Consider the following 20,413-nt stretch of genomic DNA (forward strand, 5'->3'; position numbering starts at 1 on the left):
ACAGATTTATTTAAGGAGACCATTATGCTTAATTGGGTAGAAATTGTTATACGTTCCTTTATTTTTTTAATCGCACTCTTTTTATTAACAAAATGGCTGGGAAAGAAACAGTTAGCAGAACTTTCCTTTTTTGAATACGTAACAGGGATCACGATCGGAAGTATCGCAGCTGAAGTAACGATGGGATTGGAACGTCATATTATGCATGGAATAATAGCGATGTCAATATGGACGTTATTTCCTATTGTTATGGGATTGATATCCTTAAAAAACAAGAAAGTGCGCGATTTTGTTGAAGGAAAAGCAACGATCGTGATCAAAGATGGGAAAGTAATGGAGGATAATTTAAAAAAGGAACGATACTCCATTGATGAATTGATGGAGGAACTGAGAAGCAAAAACGTGTTTCAAATTTCTGATGTTGAGTTTGCAGTAATTGAGCCGAATGGCGATGTAAGCGTCTTATTAAAAAAGGAAAATCAGCCTCTTACTGCAAAGGACATGCAGTTAAAAGTAGCTCCTATTAAAGAACCCCAAACCGTCATTATGGATGGGAAAGTCATTGATGAACCACTTTCAACAATCGGATTAAACCGAGGTTGGCTGAATGAGGAATTAGAGAAAATAGGTGTATCTGTTGATAATGTTTTTTTAGGACAGATCGATTCCTATGGCCAGCTAACAGTAGATCTTTATGATGACAAGATCCAAGTTCCAACACCTCAAGAAAAACCATTGCTTCTGGCTTCATTAAAGAAATGCCAAGCTGATCTTGAATTGTTTACTATTCAAACTGAATCAATGGAAGCAAAACAAATGTACAATCATAACAGCCAAAAGTTAAATCAAATACTCAGCAAGTTGACACCACTGCTTAAAACGTAACTAAAAAACGAGTACCTACAATCAAAATTAACCAAAGAGTAAAACAACTCTTCCCAATAAATTGTTAACATATTTACTCCCATTCAAGCAAAAGATATTTCGGGAAGGAGTAAATACTGCTTTCAACTATTTTTAAAAGGGAGTGCTCAAATTTGAACAACTGGATGACTGCGCTTTTTAACATGAATGGGCGAAGAAGAAACGGCAGAGGCTGGATGTGGGGAACTTTATTAAGCCTGGCATTCAGCTTGATCGCATATGGTCTAAGAAGAAACCGAAATGGTAACTGGTTGCGTCCGATGCAGAATGTGATGAACAATGTTCGGATGGGTTCAGGACAAAAACCGAATATGGCTGGAATGACAGAGTTTGCAAACGAAATTTCTCCAAATAAAAATCCATTTTCAAACAAATAACAAGCTTCATGAAAAATGTCCACGATTGTGGGCATTTTTTTAAAGAGGAATTAAGATAAGCTATGGTGGAAGAAGCTTTAAATGCAAACATATGGGTTGGGTTTACTTCTTAATTTCGTAATTGTAGAGTGGATCATTCTTTTTAAAATAGAATCAATACACTTGAAGTTTCCTTATATAAGTAGGGAATAAATAATTATTGAATTATCAATTCTGAAGATTTCATATCTAAACGGAATTACTCTGAATACTATTCCAAAACGTTTAGGTATAATTAACAATCATAGAATAAAAGTAAACTCTTCCAAAAGAAGGTGTAGTCCGAATGATGCAATTCGAAGATCAGGTACAAAAATTCGAATATAAGCTAAACGATACTGATGATCAGATCGTCAATTATATAATAAAAAATAAAGAAACAGCAGTCACACTATCCATACAGCATCTTGCCTCTAAGCTTTATACCGTACCAAATACAATTACAAGACTCTCGAAAAAATTAGGGTATGAGAGCTTCTCACAAATGAAAAACAAACTGAAAGAAGAGATCCAACAAAATAAGGCGATACCAGAAGAAGACAGTCTTCTTTACAATATAGATAAAACAACCAGACTGATTGATCAAGAGAAATATGTTCTTGTCTCTAGAATTATTTCTGAAAGTCGGCGAGTTCTATTTTTTGCAGTTGGAGATACAGCACCTTTTTGTGAGATCATGATTAAGAACATTAAGGTTGTCGGGAAACACGGTGAGTACTATGTTCATAGACATGATATGGTTCACGAAGTAAACCACCTTGAGAACTCTGATGTTCTTTTTTTAATATCTCTTTCGGGTGAGACCCCTCAAGTACTGGATATTGCAAGACTTGCAAAAAAAAGAGGTGTCAGACTAATCTCACTTACTCACTTTAATAAGAATACATTGCAGAATCTCGCGGATCTAAACTTGTATTGCTATTCGCCTGCAAAAAAACTGAACGAGTACAATATTACCGATAAGACACCGGTTATGCTGGTTCTGCGTGCCCTGTCAGAGGTTTACTGGCAATCACAAGGGTCTTATTAATGTGTATAAATACACAATGAATATAAAAATAGGGAAGAAACTGTGTAAAAGTACGAACAAAACAGTTTCTTCTTTCATTTTTGCTACTATAAACTCACAGCTAAAATGAAAGGGGTTACAAAATATGCTGTTGAAGAACTTAACTTCAGAATCCTTAATCAATACGAATCAATTGTTTACCTCTAAAGAAGAGGTTTTAAGGTATTTAATCAAACAGTTGGCGACAGAGGGTAAGATACAATCGGAAGAAGATTTTTATCAGACCGTCATGGAAAGAGAGTCTCTATCACCGACTGGATTTGAAGGGGGTGTCGCTATCCCTCATGGGAAATCTTCTACAGTAAAAGAAGCAGCTTTCGCGGTTGCTACCCTTCAGAAACCAATTGGCTCCTGGGAGAGCGTCGATCCGAACAATGAAGTCGAACTAGTCTTTTTGTTAGCAATCCCAAAGAGTGAGGAGGGGTCTACACACCTTTCTCTTCTGGCTGAATTGGTGACAAGGCTGTCAAACGAAGAGTATAAAAATAGGCTGATAGAAGCAAAAAACAGCCAAGAACTTTATGAATTACTAGATGCGAAGCAAACAGAGACTGAAACGATCACGTCACCCACAATAGATAAAACAGTGCTAGCTGTCACAGCCTGTCCAGCTGGTATCGCCCATACGTATATGGCAGCGGACGCTCTTGTAAAGGCCGGGAGAGAGTTAGGAATCCAAGTATATGTTGAAAAACAAGGTGCAAATGGAATCGAGGACCGCCATACTAAGGACCTCCTACAAAAAGCGGATGCGATCGTTTACGCTGTTGACGTAGCAGTAAAAGATGAAGAACGTTTCAATCATCTTCCTAAGATTAAAACTTCAGTCGCTAGTCCACTAAGGGATGCAAAAGGCATCCTGCAGCAAGCGTTGAAAAAAGCAGAGAATCATACAAAATCGGAATATGTAGAAACAGATGACATAAGTGATTCAAATGAAGGAAAATCAATCAAAACTGAAATCAAGGACTCGCTGTTAACGGGTATCTCTTATATCATCCCTATCATTGTGGCAGGAGGGATGACACTGGCAGCAGCTGTATTTATCGCCCAGGCTTTCGGACTACAGGAATTGTACAACCAAGAAGGCTCATGGCTTTGGCTATTAAGGCAGCTCGGGGGGACCCTTTTAGGTCAGTTGATGATACCGATCTTAGCTGCTTATATGGCTTATTCGATCGCAGATAAGCCGGCGTTAGGACCAGGTTTTGCTGCAGGGGTCGCTGCAAACCTAATCGGAAGCGGATTCCTCGGTGGTATGCTCGGCGGGCTGTTGGCCGGTTATTTCTTGAAATACTTGAAACAAAAAGTAAAGCCAAAAGGTACGTTTGCTGGATTCGTAAGTTTCTGGTTCTATCCTGTTATCGGAACACTTGTGGTCGGTTCGATCATGTTGTTCGTCGTTGGTAAGCCGCTTGCATTCTTAAACACAGGTCTGATCGAATGGCTGAACGGCCTGAGCGGTGCAAACGCCCTTATCCTAGGGGCCATCATCGGAGCTATGGTATCGTTCGACCTCGGCGGGCCTGTAAATAAAGCCGCGTACACGTTCTGTATCGGTGCGATGGCGAGTGGAAACATCGTTCCATATGCCGCGTTCGCATCTGTCAAGATGGTGTCGGCATTCTCGGTAACGGGTGCAACCATCCTTGGAAAAAAATATTTTACAAAGCAAGAACAAGAGATCGGCAAACAGACATGGTTACTTGGCTTAGCGGGTATCACGGAAGGGGCTATCCCGTTTATGATCAATGATCCGCTTCGTGTGATCCCATCCCTTATCGCGGGATCTGCTGTAACAGGTGCCATCGTGGCATACGCTAACATCGGGCTGGATGTACCCGGGGCAGGAATTTTCTCACTTGCTCTTTTAAAAGGACAACCTCTACTAACTGCAGCAAGTATCTGGCTAGGAGCCGCTTTAGTCGGTGCAGTCATCTCGATGGTCTTATTGATTGTGACACGTAGGAACAAACTGAACAAAGCCGGACAAAAAGAAGCATAAGATTGGAGAGAATTGAATGAAAAACGTTCATATTGTACCCCATATGCACTGGGACAGAGAATGGTACTTTTCAACGGAAGAATCCAGAATACTATTGGTAAACAATATGGAAGAGATCATGGAGATGCTCGAGAACAATCCCGAATATCCTTACTATGTACTCGACGGCCAGACATCTATTCTGGAGGACTACTTCGCCGTTAAGCCTGAGAACAAGGACCGAGTGAAGAAACTCGTACAGGATGGCCGGTTGATTATTGGTCCATGGTATACGCAGACAGACGAGATGGTCGTTGGAGGAGAGTCCATCGTTCGTAATCTTTTATACGGAATAAAAGATAGTGAAGAGTTTGGTGATTATATGAGAATCGGCTACCTTCCGGATTCATTTGGACAATCCGCCCAGATGCCTATGATCCTAAACGGGTTCGACATTACGTACTCCATCTTCTGGCGTGGGACATCGGAGCGCCATGGTACGGACAAGACAGAGTTCTATTGGAGAACAGACGACGGCTCCAAGGTACTTGTTCAGTTGTTCCCGCTAGGCTACGCGATAGGGAAGTATCTCCCAGAGGATGAGGAGGCACTCCAAAAGCGCATCGATAAGTATTTCACTGTTCTTGATCGTGGTGCGACAACTGATCATATCATTTTACCGAACGGGCATGATCAGATGCCGATCCAAAAGAACATCTTTACAGTGATGGAGAAGCTAAAGAAACTATACCCTGACCGGGAATTCTTCTTAAGCAAATATGAGAACGTCTTCAGTGAACTTGAAAAACAAGGTGATCTCGCAACATTGGAAGGTGAGTTTCTGGATGGAAAGTACATGCGTGTCCACCGCAGTATCTATTCGACTCGTATGGATATCAAAGCCGCGAACACGAGGATAGAGAACAAGATCACAAATATTCTTGAACCGCTGGCTTCTCTTGCATATAGCTTAGGTTTTGAATACCACCATGGGCTGATTGAGCTGATCTGGAAAGAGATCATGAAGAATCATGCACATGATAGCATCGGCTGCTGTTGTTCCGATAAGGTTCACCGAGAAATAGCCAACCGCTTCTTTTTAGCTGAGGAAAAAGTGGACCAGCTGATCGAATTCTACAAACGAAAAATCGTTGACAGTATGGATACCGAAAAACAACATGACCGTTTAACGGCGTTTAACCTGCTACCGTACGAACGTACAGAAGTGATCACGACGAATGTAATGACGAAGTTGAAATCCTTTAAACTGGTCGATAAGGATTCAAACGAGATCGATTATGAGATCTTAAAGAGTGAGGTAACAGATCCAGGTTTGATCGACCGTCAGATCGTTCATTACGGCAACTACGACCCGTTTATTAAATACACGATCCAGTTAAAAGACACTCTGCCATCAATGGGGTATAAAACTTATTTTGTTGTAGAAAGTGACAAAGTGGTTCCGCATTCTTTGGTAACAGCAGACCAGGTAGTGACCGATTATTACGATATCACTATAAATCCGAATGGCACACTGAACATCTTCGATAAAAAAATAAACAAGCGTTTTGAGAATGTACTCCTTCTAGAAAACGGAGGGGATGATGGAGATGAGTACGATTTCTCTCCATTACAGAATGAAGAGTTGATCTACAGTGAAAGCGTAGTTGCGAAGTCAGAGATCCGCAAGAACCGTTATGGAGCAACGATTGATATCCAATACAGGCTGGCTGTTCCAGCTGATCTTGAGCAACGAAAAACAAAGGTGATTGATAGTCATGTAGATATTCACATCGTTGTTACTGTTCATAACCATAAGCCGATAATCGAAGTAGAATTCAAGTTGAATAATTTGGCGAAAGACCATCGTCTAAGAGCATTGATACCAACTGGCATCGCATCAAAGTTCTCTATCTCTGATAACCAATTCGGAATGATAAAACGTGATGTGATCGATCCTGCTATCCATGTTTGGGAAAGAGAAGATTGGGACGAGCGTCCGGATCCGATCTATCCGATGCTGAGCTTTGTTGGGTTGTCGGACGATAATTACGGAGTCAGTGTGTTAACAAACAGCACAAGAGAGTATGAGATTGTAGGGGACAAATTTGACACCATTGCTATTACGCTCTTTAGAAGCATCGGTTTTCTAGGTAAGGAAGAGATGCTCAGACGACCTGGCCGTCCGTCAGGAATAAAGTTGCCAACTCCAGATTCTCAAATGTTGGGTGAGCTGAACATAAACTTCGCCATAACAACAGATTCTAAGCAAACGAACGTAGCTCGGACTGCTAAAGAGTATCTAACGCCAGTGGTTACCTATAATAAGATTCCACATGATGCGATGAAACTGAACAAAGCTGATGTTACGACACCTTTGGAGTTTAGTTTCTTCCAAGAGGTTCACCCGAATGTTGTCCTGAGCACGTTAAAAAAGGCAGAAAAAGATAACCGATTCGTGCTCAGGTTCTATAATCCAACCGAAAAAATAGAAAATACCGGGTATTCTTTCAACCGAGAAATCACTTGCGCTTCGGTCGTCAACCTTAACGAGCGTATAGTGGAAGACTTATCTATAGAGGATAATAGAGTTCAAATAGAAGTTCAGCCCAACCAAGTGAAATCAATTCTGTTTTAACCAAAATAAGAAAAAGACACTTCATTAGTGTCTTTTTTCTATTGGCAAAAGGTTTACTTCTATTCCTCTTTCATGGTAGAAATATAAGGCAGATTTCGGTAACTCTCTGCATAGTCAATGCCATAACCCACTATAAATTGATCCGGTATCACAAACCCTACATAATCTGCTTTAAGATCAACCTTTCGGCGCTCAGGCTTGTCCAACAGTGTACAGATCTTCATGGACTTTGGTTGGTGAAGCTTGAAATGCTCTCTCAAGAAGGAAAGTGTTAGACCCGAATCGATGATATCTTCCACTATAACAACATGCTTATCTGTTATATTGATATCGATATCTTTTAAAAGACGAACTTTCCCGGTGGTTTCGGTCTGATTGCCGTAACTTGAAGCCACCACGAAATCAACTGTAACTTTTCTTTTCAGTTCTCTGATCAAGTCTGCCGCAAAGACAAAGGCCCCTTTAAGTACAACGATGAGCACAATCGATTCATCTTGGAAATCCTCACGCATTTGTAGACCGATCTCTTTTACTTTTTGCTGCAGCTCTTCTTCTGTTATTAAAACACTATCCAGTGTGTAAGCCATTTTCTTGTCCTCCTCTTACATATTGTTTCAATTTTTAAAAAAAAAATTAGTTTAAGATACATTCATACTAAAGCATAGCATAAAAGAAGAGTGTGAAGGTTAAGTCCAACAGCTACTGCGTTTTTTTCTAATTTTATAACATAATCACCATAAACCCTTGAGAATTAATTGAAGAGTGAACAAGTGGTCTATTTATTCGTAATATTCGTATCATATAAAAGAAATAAAACGAATGTGAGGTGGATAAATGAAAGCAATTGTGTACACAAAGTACGGCACCCCTGACGTTCTTCAACTAAAAGAGGTAGTAAAACCTATTCCTAAAAAAAATGAAATTTTAGTAAAAGTAAAAGCGACAACCGTAACAATAGCAGATATTCGGTCACGAAGTTTTACAGTTCCTTCCACTTTTTGGCTGCCTGCCCGAATTAAACTTGGTTTCAGACAACCCAAAAAAGAGATATTAGGGATGGAGTTAGCTGGAGAAGTTGAGTCGGTTGGGAAAGAAGTCAAAAGGTTTAAGGAAGGTGACCAGGTTTTTGCAGCATCTCTGGCTGGTTTTGGTGCATACGCCGAGTATAAGTGTTTGCCGGAAGATGGACCAGTATCTATTAAACCTTCCAATATCACATATGCAGAAGCCGCTGCCATTCCAATTGGAGCACGTACAGCATTGTATTTTCTTAGAAAAGCTAATATTCATAACGGCAAAAGGGTTCTAGTTTATGGTGCTTCAGGCAGTGTAGGAAGTTATGCAGTTCAGCTTGCCAAGTATTTCGGTGCAAACGTTACAGGGGTATGCAGTACAACGAATTTGGAATTGGTAAAATCTCTGGGAGCCGACAAGGTAATTGATTATACAGCAGAAGATTTTTCTAAGACCATCGAGACTTATGATGTCATCTTTGAAGCTGTAAACAAGAGTTCCTTTTCAGATTGTATGAAAGTGTTAAAGAAGGACGGTACTTATATAAATGTTACTGAACCGTTACCAAGTGTTCAAATGATGATGACTAAATTGACAACCGCCAAGAATTTATTATTAAGCCGAAATTCACCCGAAACCCCAGAAGCACTAGTCTTCCTTAAAGAACTTGTTGAGAGGGGGAAATTAAAAGTGGTCATCGATAGATACTATGAGTTTGAAGAGATAGTTGAAGCTCATAGATATGTCGAGAAAGGACATAAGAAGGGGAATGTCATCATAAATGTGGAACATAAAAACAAATCCTCATAAAAGAAGCACTTAAATCCAGACCTTTGGTGAAATTTTTATAAGAAACTTTCTTTAATATTACCTTTGAGATTCATATTCTTACCCATCTTGTTATTTACACTTTTTTTCAAATATGAAAATGGTAAAACGTAGAATTCAGGAGGTTACTAGAAAAATTTCACATAATACGAAAAACAGGATAACGGATCTATTTCTATAAGCTATTTAGTTAATGCTCCTGTATGATCGTCAGGTCATAGGGTGAAAAATGAATAAGATAAAAAACGCTCAGAAAGGGATATCAGAGCGTTTTCATGTTAATTATCTATCCAATTATGGTGCTTATGCCCAAAGGCATGCGGATTATGAAATCCTCCACGAAATAAGAGCGGTTGAACGGGATTTTCTATATTATGTTATAAACCATCCATCTCAGTTTTTGAACATAATTAAGACGTAACACATTTCAGAGTCCGTTTAACAAGATTAATATGGATATGCATAAGGAGGATAGTAACCTGACGGGTAGTAATATGGATAATACGGATAGTAGTATGGATAATAAAATAATCTTCTTATAAACGGAAAAGGAAACCGTCTTCGGCGAAATCTTCGGAACCTTGGCCGATGCCTGTCATCATAATCATCATCACCATTAAAGTCACCAAAATATTGACGTTCTTCTCTAGTCATCTCTTCAGCGACCATCATAGTTACTCCTTGGTCATCTGTACTTTCTATGATGCCATCAATCGTTTGTCCATCTGTGGTTTCAAGTAGCATATGGCTGCCTATATGTTTTTTACATTCGTCCTGCATATTTCTTTCATCCATCGAATCTCACTCCTTTTTATAAACTTAGGTAGAAACAAAATCATTATATCCGGCTAATTCAAAAAAGGTGCGAGTCCAAAGCTTACAAAAAGAAGACAGTTGTACCGACGAACAGATTTATACAATAAATAGAGACTAATAGGCATGAGCCCAAGATATTAACAATACATTAAAAAGGAGACTGATTACGATTGCGAGGGGATACAATGGCAGATCCTATTGTGGCAAGGTCATTAGATGAAATTAGATTTTGGTCTAGGATTATGAAAGAACATGCTCTATTTCTAAGCTTAGGTTTCACTTATGAACAGAAGCAGTTGATCGATGAAGCACGCCAGTTTATCACCATGTTTGAAAGGATAGAGGAAAAGTTATCTACATTTACAGTAAACTCAGATTTACGCCAAGTTCAAGCTTTTAATACAGAAGTTTACCAAGCAGTAGCTGCTATATGGAGCTATAAACGAAAAGTATTAGGCCTGACTTTACGCTGTCAGATTCGTCACAATAATTTTCCTTTATTAGTTGACCATATCAGCAGAGAAGCTGCCTATTTTGCTAACCGATTAAAAGAACTGAATGAAGGAATATTAACACCAAAACCTGATGATGTGATTGAGGAGAATGTATTCTTTTTAAGAATTATGGCGGATCATGCAAAATTTATTGGACATCTCTTAGATCCTTCTGAAAGGAAGTTAGTGGAACAGGCAAGAGAGTTCAGTCATGATTTTGACCAACTTTTATTTCAAGCCATTGATTTGGATTCCATGCGTCCTCAATCCGAAACAAAACCAATTCTTAGTCAATTCTTAGACCAGAATAAAGTTTCAGTTGTCTCTTTAAGGGATTTTAAGAAAACAGCGAGAGAGCTAATAGAAGCATGTCGTATTAAGAGTAATATCCATCCTCTATTAGCAGACCATACCTTTAGAGAAGCTGAAAGGTTCTTAGAAATCATAGATTTATTTGAGGCTAATCTCAATAGAAAACAAAGTTAATAAGAAAAATGAGCACTTCAAGCTCCTGATCCAACCTTCTGGTTTTATAGCCGGGGGTTTTTTTATTCCATTAAAAAGTTATTTGTGATTTGGAAGAAAATTTTTTCATTTGGTGTTGGAGAATATAACTTTTGTACTATGTAACTAATTCATTCGTTGAATGGTTTTTTTTATGAAAAGTTGTCATAATTATGCTCAACCTATGTCATTAGGTTTGACCCATCATTGGCTAGTGGCTACCCCATTCGGCCAGTGATGGGTCTTGTTGTGTTTTTAATGCTTTCAAGCTAAAATTAAATTACTTTATATTAACTGAAAATTTTTATAATTTGGGAAGTGAAGCTGATGAATCAGGATCTCTTAATAAAACGGGAAAACTACTCCAAGGTCTATTTAACAGCCATTTCGTTAATCGGTTGGAGTATCATTTTTTACTCCTTCACTAATTTGGAGCCAATCAATCAACCAGTTGTTTTCGTCCTCTTACTTCTTTTCCTGCTTATTAGCGAATATTATCCTATGCCAGTCTGGAGAGGATATACCGCTATTACGTTCCCGCTTGTATACATGATTGATCTACTCTACGGTTTTTACTATACTGCTCTCGTTTACGGAATTGCGGTATTGGCTGTTAACCTCCTCCATCGTAGGCCGCTAAGAATTGTCTTATTTAACCCTGCCCAATTGGTTGTCAGTTTTTATGTTGCAGTGTCATTCATACGGCTTATTCATCCGTTCCTGGATAACTTTTTACTAACGCCGGCTATCCAGGGCATTGCAGAATACATTCTTCTGTTAGGAATTTTTTTTATTTTAAATAACTTTATCGTCGACATTGTCCTCATGATAAGACCCCAGGCTTACACATTAAAAATGTGGAAACAAAAGACGTTCACAGAGCTGAACAGCGCCGTTATTTCGCTGATTTATGGAATAACACTCTATATTGTCGGGAGTCAGAACCGCGGTGAAATTGATGCCTTTTCCTACTTCTTCTTCTTTTCTCCATTAGTGGGGATTTCTCTATTAGCAGCAATGATCGGGAGGCTAAAAAGGGAAAAACACCGATTGAAACTGCTTTTTTCAATCACAACCGATTTAAACCGAATGCTTCCTGCCCAAGAGTGGCCGTCGGGACTGAGAGAACGCTTTAATGAATTTATCCGGGTAGATGGAAGCTTGCTTTGGATTAAAAAAGCTGGCGAATGGGAGCTATTCTATAAAGACGGAAGGACGTTTGACTGCAACTTAAAGCCGCAAGATTTTCTACGGTTTGAAGAGATGAAGGAACCTATTACCTATGAAGACCGACAAAAAGAAGGTGGCATTGCCTCATCCTGTTTTGATCCTGATCTAAAATCGATCGTCTATATGCCGCTTGTTGTGGAGGATGAGACGGTCGGAATGTTCGTCAGTGCAAGAAGCCGGACAAAAAGTTTTGAGGATGATGATGTACAGTTGATCGCTACGCTCGCAAACCAGCTGGCAGTTATCATTAAAACACGCATGCTTTTTTCTGAAAAAGAAAAACGGATTGTCTTGGAGGAGCGTAACCGGATTGCACGTGACATACACGATGGGGTTGCACAAACGCTTGCCGGAGCAGTCATGAAACTGGAAACAGCCGGAAAAAAATTCAAGAAGAACCCGGAAGAAACGATTAAGCTTATTGATGAAAGCGTGATGGGACTCCGGAAAAGTTTGAAAGAAGTTCGTGAATCAATATATGCATTGCGGCCGTATCCGACAGATAGAGCTTCTCTTACAGAGGCCATTCTGAGTAAAATAAAAAAAGTCCAAAAGGAATACCAAGAACATATTGAGTTTGAGATCAGGGGCGAGGAAGTTCCTTTAAGTCCAATGACTGAAAAAGTGCTGTTTGATACGTTTCAAGAGAGCCTACATAATGCGGTGAAACATTCGGAAGCTTCTAAGATTGAGATTCTCCTAAGCTATCAATCTCAGCACTTTTTATTGAAGATCAAGGATGATGGCATCGGATTTTCTCTGTTCCAAGCAATGCTGAAGGCGAGGAACCAACCACACTTTGGTATTTTGCAGATGAATGATGCTGCTGAGAAGATAAATGCTTCACTTCAGATCGATAGTAAAGAAGGAGCAGGAACGGAAGTAACCATTACAGTGCCGAAAATGGGATTTGAAGGAGGGGACATAGATGATCAGGCTTATGTTAGTGGATGATCACGCGATTTTAAGGGATGGACTTCGCAATATTTTATCTGTAGAAGAAGATATTGAAGTGGTTGGAGAAGCGGAATCCGGTGATGATGCATTAAAAAAAGTAGAGAGCTGCAGGCCAGACATAATTTTACTGGATATTAACATGCCTCAAAAAAACGGAGTTGAAGTGACAAGTATTCTAAAAAAGAAATATACGCATATCAAAATACTTGTGTTGACAATGCACAGCCATGAAGAATATTTCATGTCTGCGATCCGGGAAGGTGCAGACGGCTATCTGCTAAAAGATGCACCCTCCGATCAAGTCGTGGAGGCCATTAGGACAGTTGCGAGCGGTGAATCGGTAATCCATCCTTCCATGACAAGAAAGCTGCTGGCTTTTCATCAGCAACAACAAATTGAGCAAGAAGATAATGCGTTAACCGAACGGGAAAAGGAAGTGCTGCTCTGCCTTGTTGAAGGGCTGAGTAACAAAGAAATCGCCGAGCGCCTGTTTATAAGCGACAAAACGGTAAAGATACACGTGAGCAAGATCTTCAAAAAACTGAATGTGAAGAGTCGTTCCCAAGTTGTAATCCACGCAGTTCAGCACCAGCTAGTTCCGCTACCGCCGACGTTCAACGGAATATAATCTTTTTATCATTGAAGAGGAACGCAAAAGAGGCTAAACCTTTGTGTCAGCCTCTTTTTTTATTTGGGATTTTTTAAATAGAATAGCACTATAGTGGTTTTAACTCTTACTACCAAAGTAGTATACAAATTAGTACCCGGGCCATCTGGATTTACCCCTTATGCAGAATAGTTATAATTCAGTGTTCATGAGAAAATCAGGAAAAATAGCTAAGGAGTTGAGCGAATGAAATGCAAAGCTATACTTTTTTCTGTTGTTCTGATGATTGCTGCAGTCATTGGGTTTATGGTTCCCGTAAAAACCTCCCAAGCAGTTGAAACACCGAAAGTAATAGTTGATCCTCAGTTGATGAAAATTTTTTTAACACCCGTGGAGGTTATTATCACCTTTAAAGGCAGTGAAGGCGTTACGTCTGAACAGCTGAGTATTTTGATGAATGCCGGTATTACAAAAGGATTATCCTTGAAAAGCTTACCGATGGCAGGGGTATTAGCGACAAAGTCACAAATAGACAAACTGTCACAAAGCGACCAGATCCAATCCATCTATCTCAATAAAAAGCTTCAATTTGAAAATGCAGATTCAACAGATCTGACCGGTGTAGACGAAGTACGCACGGATGACACAATGCGCAAGTTGAACGGCGGACTGCCGGTAACTGGAAAAGGAATCGGCATTGTTATCAATGACAGCGGAGTGGACGGAACACATAAAGATCTCGAATACGGAAGCCATCTTGTTCAAAACGTACTGGGATCAACGAACCTGAATGCCGTAGATACTCTTCTTCCGATAACCTATACAGAAGGGGTGCCAAACACAGATAACAACTCTGGACATGGCACACATGTAGCGGGAATTGTTGGAGGAACAGGGGCCATGTCGGGCGGGAAATTTGAAGGAGCGGCCCCCGGGGCGAGCTTGATCGGATACGGATCTGGAGCGGCTCTTGCAATGCTTGATGTCATCGGAGGTTTTGATTATGCGCTGACTCATCAGCAGCAATATAACATCCGGGTCATCACAAATTCTTGGGGAGACACGAGCGATTCAGGAACTGACTTTGATCCTGCCAATCCAATTAATATCGCGACAAAAAGGTTATTTGACCGCGGAATTGTAACCGTTTTTTCAGCAGGGAATTCAGGGCCTAATAATAGCACCATCTCTGGCAACTATAAAAAAGCCCCTTGGGTTGTAACAGTTGCAGCAGGCGACAAAACAGGAAAACTTGCTGATTTCTCATCACGAGGGGAAGAAGGCAGAGGCGGGACCGTTAATATAGATGGACAGTCTTGGAAATGGGAAGACCGTCCAACCGTCACCTCACCCGGTGTTGATATCATATCAACAAGAGTCTTAAGCCCCATTCCTATTCTTGGAGCAGTGGATGACGCCAATTATATCGAGCCTGCTTATCTGCCGTACTATACAACCATGAGTGGAACATCGATGGCGGCACCGCATGTTGCCGGAATCATCGGATTGATGCTCGAAGCGAACCCATTGCTTTCACCTTCTGAAATTAAATCAATCCTAGAAAGTACGGCTTCTTTTATGGGGGATTATCAATCTTGGGAAACAGGGGCAGGATATGTGAACGCCTACAAAGCAGTTGACGCTTCTTTTAAAAAGAAAAAATAAGAAAAGGGAGCTGGCTTAACAAGCCAGCTCTTTTGTTTCAATGGCACTACATCTCTACGACTTTTGTACGACCAGATAATAGTAATTTCGTAAACACATTTTATAACCTTTGATGAATAGTTTTTCTTGGGTGCTTTCAAGAAAATAAAGGTATAACCTGTAAAGTTACAAGAGATGAGAGGAGAATAATATGAGACGTTTATTTTGTACCTTGTTTGTTTTATTGCTGATCTTCCCAATTTTATTCGCACAACAAGAAAAAGTGGTTGCCGAAATAAGTGATCGGCCGGTTGTCGATCCGCTTGTAACGAAAGCCTTGAACACAGCGAACTCCCTTCAAGTGATTGTCACGTTTAAAGGAGAGGGCCCTCCAGACAGCGGGCAGCTTTCTATTTTGAAAAATCTCGGTATCGACACAGGAGTTACCATGAAATCATTACCGATGGCCGGTATAGTGGCTTCAAAAGATCAAATAGAGCATCTTTCCGCAAACCCTGCAGTCCGCTCCATCTATCTGAACAAAAAACTGACGTATTTTAATGCAGAAGCGACTGCAGTTACAGGCGTCGATAAAGTAAGAACAGATGACAGCTTCCGCCAATTAAATGGGGGCCTGCCAGTTTCGGGAAAGGGAATTGGCGTAGTTGTCAATGATAGTGGGATTGACGGGACACATAAAGACCACGAGCTTGGGAAAAATCTTGTGCAGAACGTATTGGGTTCTACCAATCTAAACGCGATTGAACCAAGCTTACTCCCTGTCACGTATCAGGAAAACGTTCCGAATACGGATACAAATTCTGGACATGGAACCCATGTTGCAGGAACAGTAGGCGGCACGGGAGCGATGTCTGGTGGGAAATACGAAGGCGCTGCTCCTGGCGCTGACCTGATTGGATATGGATCAGGAGCCGCACTTTTTGTTCTGGATGGCATCGGCGGGTTCGATTACGCCATTACCAACCAACAAAGATACAACATCCGTGTCATTACAAACTCATGGGGATCATCAGGGGATTTTGATCCAAACAATCCAATTAACATCGCGAGCAAGAAAGCCTATGACAGAGGCATCACTGTTCTTTTTGCCGCTGGAAATGAAGGGCCAGGTGAGAACACACATAATCCGTACGCAAAAGCCCCTTGGGTTATCTCGGTTGCAGCCGGAACGAAAGATGGAAAGCTGGCTGAGTTCTCTTCAAGAGGAACAAAAGGTGTAGGTGGAACGTTTACAATTGACGGGAAAGAATGGACATGGAAAGATGAGCCGACACTAACAGCACCTGGCGTTGATATCGTCTCTACTCGTGTGGTCGCGCCTGTGTCAAGTCTTGGTGCTGACAAGGATGCAGAAACGATTGAGCCTGCACACTTGCCCTATTATACAACCATGAGCGGAACTTCGATGGCGACACCACATGTAGCCGGAATCGTTGCATTAATGCTTGAAGCAGATCCGCTTTTATCACCGGCAAAGGTGAAGGATATTCTCACTCAGACAGCTTCGAACATGCCAGGCTATGAATCGTGGGAAGTGGGAGTTGGATATGTAAACGCCTACGCTGCAGTAGACAAAGTGTTTAACGGTACAGATTATGGAAAAACATTAAACACCTCACAAACTTTCAACAGCAATGTTCAGTCTTCTACAGAGCGAAAAGAGTTTTCGGTTGATTATAACCCTTTAACCTTTCTATCAACTAATCGTTATGAGTTTACAGTAGGTCAAGGTGTTTCGGCTCTTGTGGCAAAAATAGATGGAAAAGGAGTGATGGAAGCGACGGGCAACCCTATTAACCTGGTATTAATCGCACCAGACGGAACAGAGTATAGCTCTGGTGTCAGCCTGTTGTTTGCTCTTTACACGGACAGAACCGTATCAGTTAACTCGCCGGCTGCTGGTACTTGGCAAGCGGAAATTAGGGGGCTTCGTGGCAATGAACTGAACCCGGTTGGCGGAGCACTTCCTGAAACTGTAAATGGCACCCTCGCATTCACAACAGTCAGCGGGATTACAGGACTTTCTGATATTGAGGGACACCCAGCTGCTGACGCTATTAAGCTAGGTGTAAGTGAACGCTTACTGGATGGTTTTTTAAATGGAACTTACAAACCGGATAATCTGTTAACAAGAGCCGAACTTTCAAAATATCTCGTAATGGGTGCAGAGATTCGCCAGTCACTCCCCGCAGCAAAAAGTTTTACTGATGTAGGTAGTGAAGATCTGGCTTTTGTGGAAGCTGCTGCAGCAAAAGGGGCTGCATTCCGTGATCAGCAGCAAATCTATAATGGAGTGATACTTCCAAAGGCAACAGGAAAGTTTGCTCCCAAAGACGGGGTAACGAGAGCAGAACTGGCTTACTCACTTGTTCAGGCACTTGGTCTTCAAAAAGAAGCAGAAGCGTTTGATGGCAAACTTACTGTTCAATATAAAGATGAACGGATTGCAATAGAAGATGCCGCAGAAGTTCCAGCCAGCTTGAAAGGTTACGTTCAGCTTGCTTTAGACTTAAACATTATGAATGTAAAGTTCTCTGTCACACAAGGTCCTTATGACCTGAAGCCGACTGTTAAGGCGATATTCAACCCATCTGGTAAAAACACACGCGGAGATTTTGCCGTTGCAATAACTCGTTATTATGATGCTTTTCTAAAATAAAAACGATATGATTAATTAAAGGTGGCCTATGAATTAATGGCCACTTTTAATTATTTTTCGTGTTTGGTTACTTTGACCAAATTGGATTATATAAGTGATTGAACATATATACAGGAAAAAATACACTCAATCACACAATCGTGGCCATTAGGTGTGATTGAGATTCAAAAAATTGTCTAAAAGTGCAAAACACAATGAAGGAGTAGTAGGGATTTATTTATACAAATTTATCATTCCTTGTTCTTCCACAATCCGGTGCATTTCTTCAAGAAGGAGAAGTGCATTTTTATGTATCTTTGACTGTAAACAAATGATAAACGGAGGAAGGAAAATCCTTCTTCCGTTTATGATCCTACCACCTATGAGCCTTAGCGTTACTTCTTAATATAATGTTTGTCTGAGAAATTTGCGTATGGCCATTAACTTGAGATTTCGAACGTTTAGGTCTTGTCCAATTATGGTGAAAAAGCTGAGAATGTGGATCTAGATGATCTTTATAGCTCAATTGAATTCACCTCATAGTCGTAAGATTAAAAAACAATGATATTCAAATGAATATCACTTATAGTTATTTGTTGTTGTTTCATTAAATATTCTATCTCTGTAATGTTCGAATTAAGAACACTCGACCTTTACCGAAAAGTTGTGCAAAAAAGGAGAGCCTAGAGATAAAATACCAAAGAAGGGTCGAAACATGTTTTCTTAACCTACTTAACAAACGGGTGCGATTGTTGGAACTAGAAATTTTCTTATTATGCCTGTTATTCTGTCCAATTCCCTCTTTAGTTAACTAAATGGGGGAAATGTAAGCCTAAGAAGTTTAACGTTTTGTCTCTTTGAAAAAATTTAAGTTTATAAAAAACAAAACCCTTGATTCCTCAAGGGTTTTTGACTGTTATGTATGTTGGAGACTAGCGGGATGGAACCGCTGACCTTTTGGCTGCCAGAGGAAATCCAATAATAAAACTAAGTTAATTAAGGTAAATTAAGATTAAATAAGTCTTAGTTAATAAGGGTTTTTAGAAATTCGGAATAAAAAATTCCTTAGGGAGTATTCCGGATTCAATTAGTTTTTGGCAGATCACTAATGTGCTTATTTCCTCTAAATGTAGTAATGCTAAAATCTCATCCTATAGAGGGGAAGCGGAAGAAATTTGAACTGTTTCTGTTTTTTCTTCCGCAAATAATTCTAATGTAATATGACTAACCGTTTCATCTCCTTTACTGATTAAATGTCTTGTAAACACATGTTTAAGGGTGGTTTCTATCACCTCTTTATCCAACCTTATTTATGGGAAGCTTTGTTGTTTCTTTTTTCATTTCTTTTGGTTTCCATAGTTGTTCTAGCAAAATTACTAGGATTGTACCAACAATAAGACCATTGCTAAAAATATATTGTAAGATCGTGGGAAGACTACGGAATAAACCTTCAGGAAGAAACATTAGCCCAGTACCTATCAGCAAAGTTATCCCTAGAATGGTTAACCTGCGCTCATCTAATGAATCTTTCAGAAGAGACTGAAAAGAGATCCCAATCATTTGGACAAAGGATGCTAGACTTGCCGCACAGGCAATAGGACTAGGAAGGGTAGCCAAGAAGTTGACGATAGTTGGAACAAAGGATATGCCTGCTAAAGCTAAACTTGCAGCCATAAAAGGAAAAATACGTTTTTGCCCAGTTAACCTGATAAATCCTGCCGATACCGGCAATGGTACAACACCAACAGCAGAAAAGAGAGCGGTGAAAACATGGGAAATCCCTCCTGCCTTGCTAGCCCGGCTAATGGTTTGATTTATAGCTTTTTCAGATTTGGGAGGAATTACTTGAGTAACAGCCGTAACGGCGGCTACTGTATTAGAAATTAAAACAAAAGTAAAAATTATTGAAGTTACTGCCATTCCAATATTTAAACTTGGAGCCCCCCACGGTAAAATATCTGGGAACTTTATCAGTGAATCCGGTGTAGAGATGATGTTTGAACTTTGGCCAGAGATAAAATATAGCAACCATCCAAATAAGATTCCAAACAGCACGGAGTAACTTTTTATCCAGCCTTTTCCCTTAATTGATAACACAATCACTAGTACAAATACGCCAATTGAAATCACTGCTATTTCATGGTTAAGGTTGGAATCCCCTTGTAATCTGAGCATTCCATCTAAAAAAACACCACTAAGTTGAAGAGCCAAGATTAAAAGAAAAGAACCAGTAACCAATGGAGTGAACAAAAACTGTAGCCGATTAACAAGACCAGTCGCTCCCAGAATGAAGAGTAATAGTCCTGAAAAAATCATTCCCCCTTCTAATAGCTGTAAGGTTTCTTTCGTACTTTGACCATTTTGAACGGCTACACCCGCTAAGATTACAAAAACACTGACCCATGAACCTGCAGGCCCATCAGCAACCGGATAACGATGTCCTAGCCACCCTTGTAAAAAAGAGCTGATACCGACTACAAAAAAAGTCCGTTGCATTAATTCAGATATTTCCTCCATCGATAAATGAAATACCCCACCGATAACGATCGGTAATGCAACAGAAGTTGCCAATAAGAAAAAAAACCATTGAATGATGCTTAACCCACCATAAAAACGTAGTTGCTTCATA

General features: G+C 40.2%; 16 protein-coding genes. 11 read left to right on the plus strand and 5 right to left on the minus strand.

Going from position 1 to position 20,413, the window contains the following annotated elements:
- The first annotated feature begins 24 nt into the window (after positions 1 to 24).
- From IEV52_RS05275 to mngB, 5 genes are all read left to right on the plus strand, one after another.
- A complete protein-coding gene (locus IEV52_RS05275; RefSeq protein WP_188401445.1) occupies positions 25 to 885 on the plus strand; it encodes a DUF421 domain-containing protein in 861 nt (286 codons plus the stop codon).
- 152 nt (positions 886 to 1,037) lie between these two features.
- Complete coding sequence (locus IEV52_RS05280; RefSeq protein WP_229754199.1) at positions 1,038 to 1,301, plus strand: YrzE family protein; 264 nt, start codon at positions 1,038 to 1,040, stop codon at positions 1,299 to 1,301.
- A 325-nt stretch (positions 1,302 to 1,626) separates the two neighbouring features.
- On the plus strand, positions 1,627 to 2,370 hold the full coding sequence (locus tag IEV52_RS05285) for a MurR/RpiR family transcriptional regulator (protein WP_188401446.1): 744 nt from the start codon (positions 1,627 to 1,629) through the stop codon (positions 2,368 to 2,370).
- 124 nt (positions 2,371 to 2,494) lie between these two features.
- Positions 2,495 to 4,414: a PTS 2-O-a-mannosyl-D-glycerate transporter subunit IIABC gene (gene mngA / locus IEV52_RS05290; RefSeq protein ID WP_188401447.1), complete on the plus strand. Its 1,920-nt coding sequence runs from the start codon at positions 2,495 to 2,497 to the stop codon at positions 4,412 to 4,414.
- Positions 4,415 to 4,430: 16 nt separating this feature from the next.
- A complete protein-coding gene (gene mngB, locus IEV52_RS05295; RefSeq protein WP_188401448.1) occupies positions 4,431 to 7,031 on the plus strand; it encodes a mannosylglycerate hydrolase in 2,601 nt (866 codons plus the stop codon).
- A gap of 59 nt (positions 7,032 to 7,090) precedes the next feature.
- On the opposite strand, the gene hpt is transcribed toward mngB, so the two are convergent.
- Positions 7,091 to 7,618 carry a hypoxanthine phosphoribosyltransferase gene (hpt, locus tag IEV52_RS05300; RefSeq protein ID WP_188401449.1) on the minus strand — a complete coding sequence of 176 codons (528 nt, stop codon included), beginning with the start codon at positions 7,616 to 7,618 and terminating at the stop codon, positions 7,091 to 7,093.
- Positions 7,619 to 7,865: 247 nt separating this feature from the next.
- Between hpt and IEV52_RS05305 the strand changes: the two genes are divergently transcribed.
- On the plus strand, positions 7,866 to 8,855 hold the full coding sequence (locus IEV52_RS05305; RefSeq protein ID WP_188401450.1) for an NAD(P)-dependent alcohol dehydrogenase: 990 nt from the start codon (positions 7,866 to 7,868) through the stop codon (positions 8,853 to 8,855).
- A gap of 465 nt (positions 8,856 to 9,320) precedes the next feature.
- Here IEV52_RS05305 and IEV52_RS05310 read toward each other — a convergent pair whose 3' ends face one another.
- Positions 9,321 to 9,668, minus strand: a complete 348-nt coding sequence (locus IEV52_RS05310) for a hypothetical protein (protein ID WP_188401451.1) — start codon at positions 9,666 to 9,668, stop codon at positions 9,321 to 9,323.
- A 206-nt stretch (positions 9,669 to 9,874) separates the two neighbouring features.
- Here IEV52_RS05310 and IEV52_RS05315 point away from each other — a divergent pair, with 206 nt between their 5' ends.
- The 5 genes from IEV52_RS05315 (at position 9,875) to IEV52_RS05335 (ending at position 17,805) form a co-directional block, all read left to right on the plus strand.
- Positions 9,875 to 10,669: a DUF2935 domain-containing protein gene (locus IEV52_RS05315; protein WP_188401452.1), complete on the plus strand. Its 795-nt coding sequence runs from the start codon at positions 9,875 to 9,877 to the stop codon at positions 10,667 to 10,669.
- A gap of 345 nt (positions 10,670 to 11,014) precedes the next feature.
- Positions 11,015 to 12,871, plus strand: coding sequence for a GAF domain-containing sensor histidine kinase (locus IEV52_RS05320; protein WP_188401453.1), 1,857 nt, complete (start codon positions 11,015 to 11,017; stop codon positions 12,869 to 12,871).
- Positions 12,846 to 13,502 (plus strand): response regulator, encoded by a 657-nt coding sequence (locus IEV52_RS05325; protein ID WP_188401454.1) that lies wholly within the window; start codon positions 12,846 to 12,848, stop codon positions 13,500 to 13,502. Before IEV52_RS05320 ends, IEV52_RS05325 begins: the two co-directional genes overlap by 26 nt.
- Before the next feature lie 225 nt (positions 13,503 to 13,727).
- The gene (locus IEV52_RS05330) at positions 13,728 to 15,146 is read left to right on the plus strand and encodes a S8 family serine peptidase (RefSeq protein ID WP_188401455.1); all 1,419 of its coding nucleotides are present in this window, start codon (positions 13,728 to 13,730) and stop codon (positions 15,144 to 15,146) included.
- Positions 15,147 to 15,336: 190 nt separating this feature from the next.
- A complete protein-coding gene (locus tag IEV52_RS05335) occupies positions 15,337 to 17,805 on the plus strand; it encodes a S8 family serine peptidase (RefSeq protein ID WP_188401456.1) in 2,469 nt (822 codons plus the stop codon).
- Between the two features lie 352 nt (positions 17,806 to 18,157).
- Here the strand turns inward: IEV52_RS05335 and IEV52_RS05340 are convergent, their stop codons facing one another.
- The 3 genes from IEV52_RS05340 to IEV52_RS05350 all read right to left on the minus strand — a co-directional run bounded on the left by IEV52_RS05340 (position 18,158) and on the right by IEV52_RS05350 (position 20,412).
- Positions 18,158 to 18,310 (minus strand): YpzG family protein, encoded by a 153-nt coding sequence (locus IEV52_RS05340; RefSeq protein ID WP_188401457.1) that lies wholly within the window; start codon positions 18,308 to 18,310, stop codon positions 18,158 to 18,160.
- 625 nt (positions 18,311 to 18,935) lie between these two features.
- Positions 18,936 to 19,088 (minus strand): hypothetical protein, encoded by a 153-nt coding sequence (locus IEV52_RS05345; protein WP_188401458.1) that lies wholly within the window; start codon positions 19,086 to 19,088, stop codon positions 18,936 to 18,938.
- Positions 19,081 to 20,412 (minus strand): purine/pyrimidine permease, encoded by a 1,332-nt coding sequence (locus tag IEV52_RS05350; RefSeq protein ID WP_188401459.1) that lies wholly within the window; start codon positions 20,410 to 20,412, stop codon positions 19,081 to 19,083. The genes IEV52_RS05345 and IEV52_RS05350 overlap by 8 nt, the downstream gene beginning before the upstream one ends.
- Between the last annotated feature and the right edge of the window lies 1 nt (position 20,413).

The sequence above is a fragment of the Fictibacillus barbaricus genome, assembly GCF_014635025.1.
GTDB classification, from domain to species: Bacteria; Bacillota; Bacilli; order Bacillales; family Fictibacillaceae; genus Fictibacillus; species Fictibacillus barbaricus.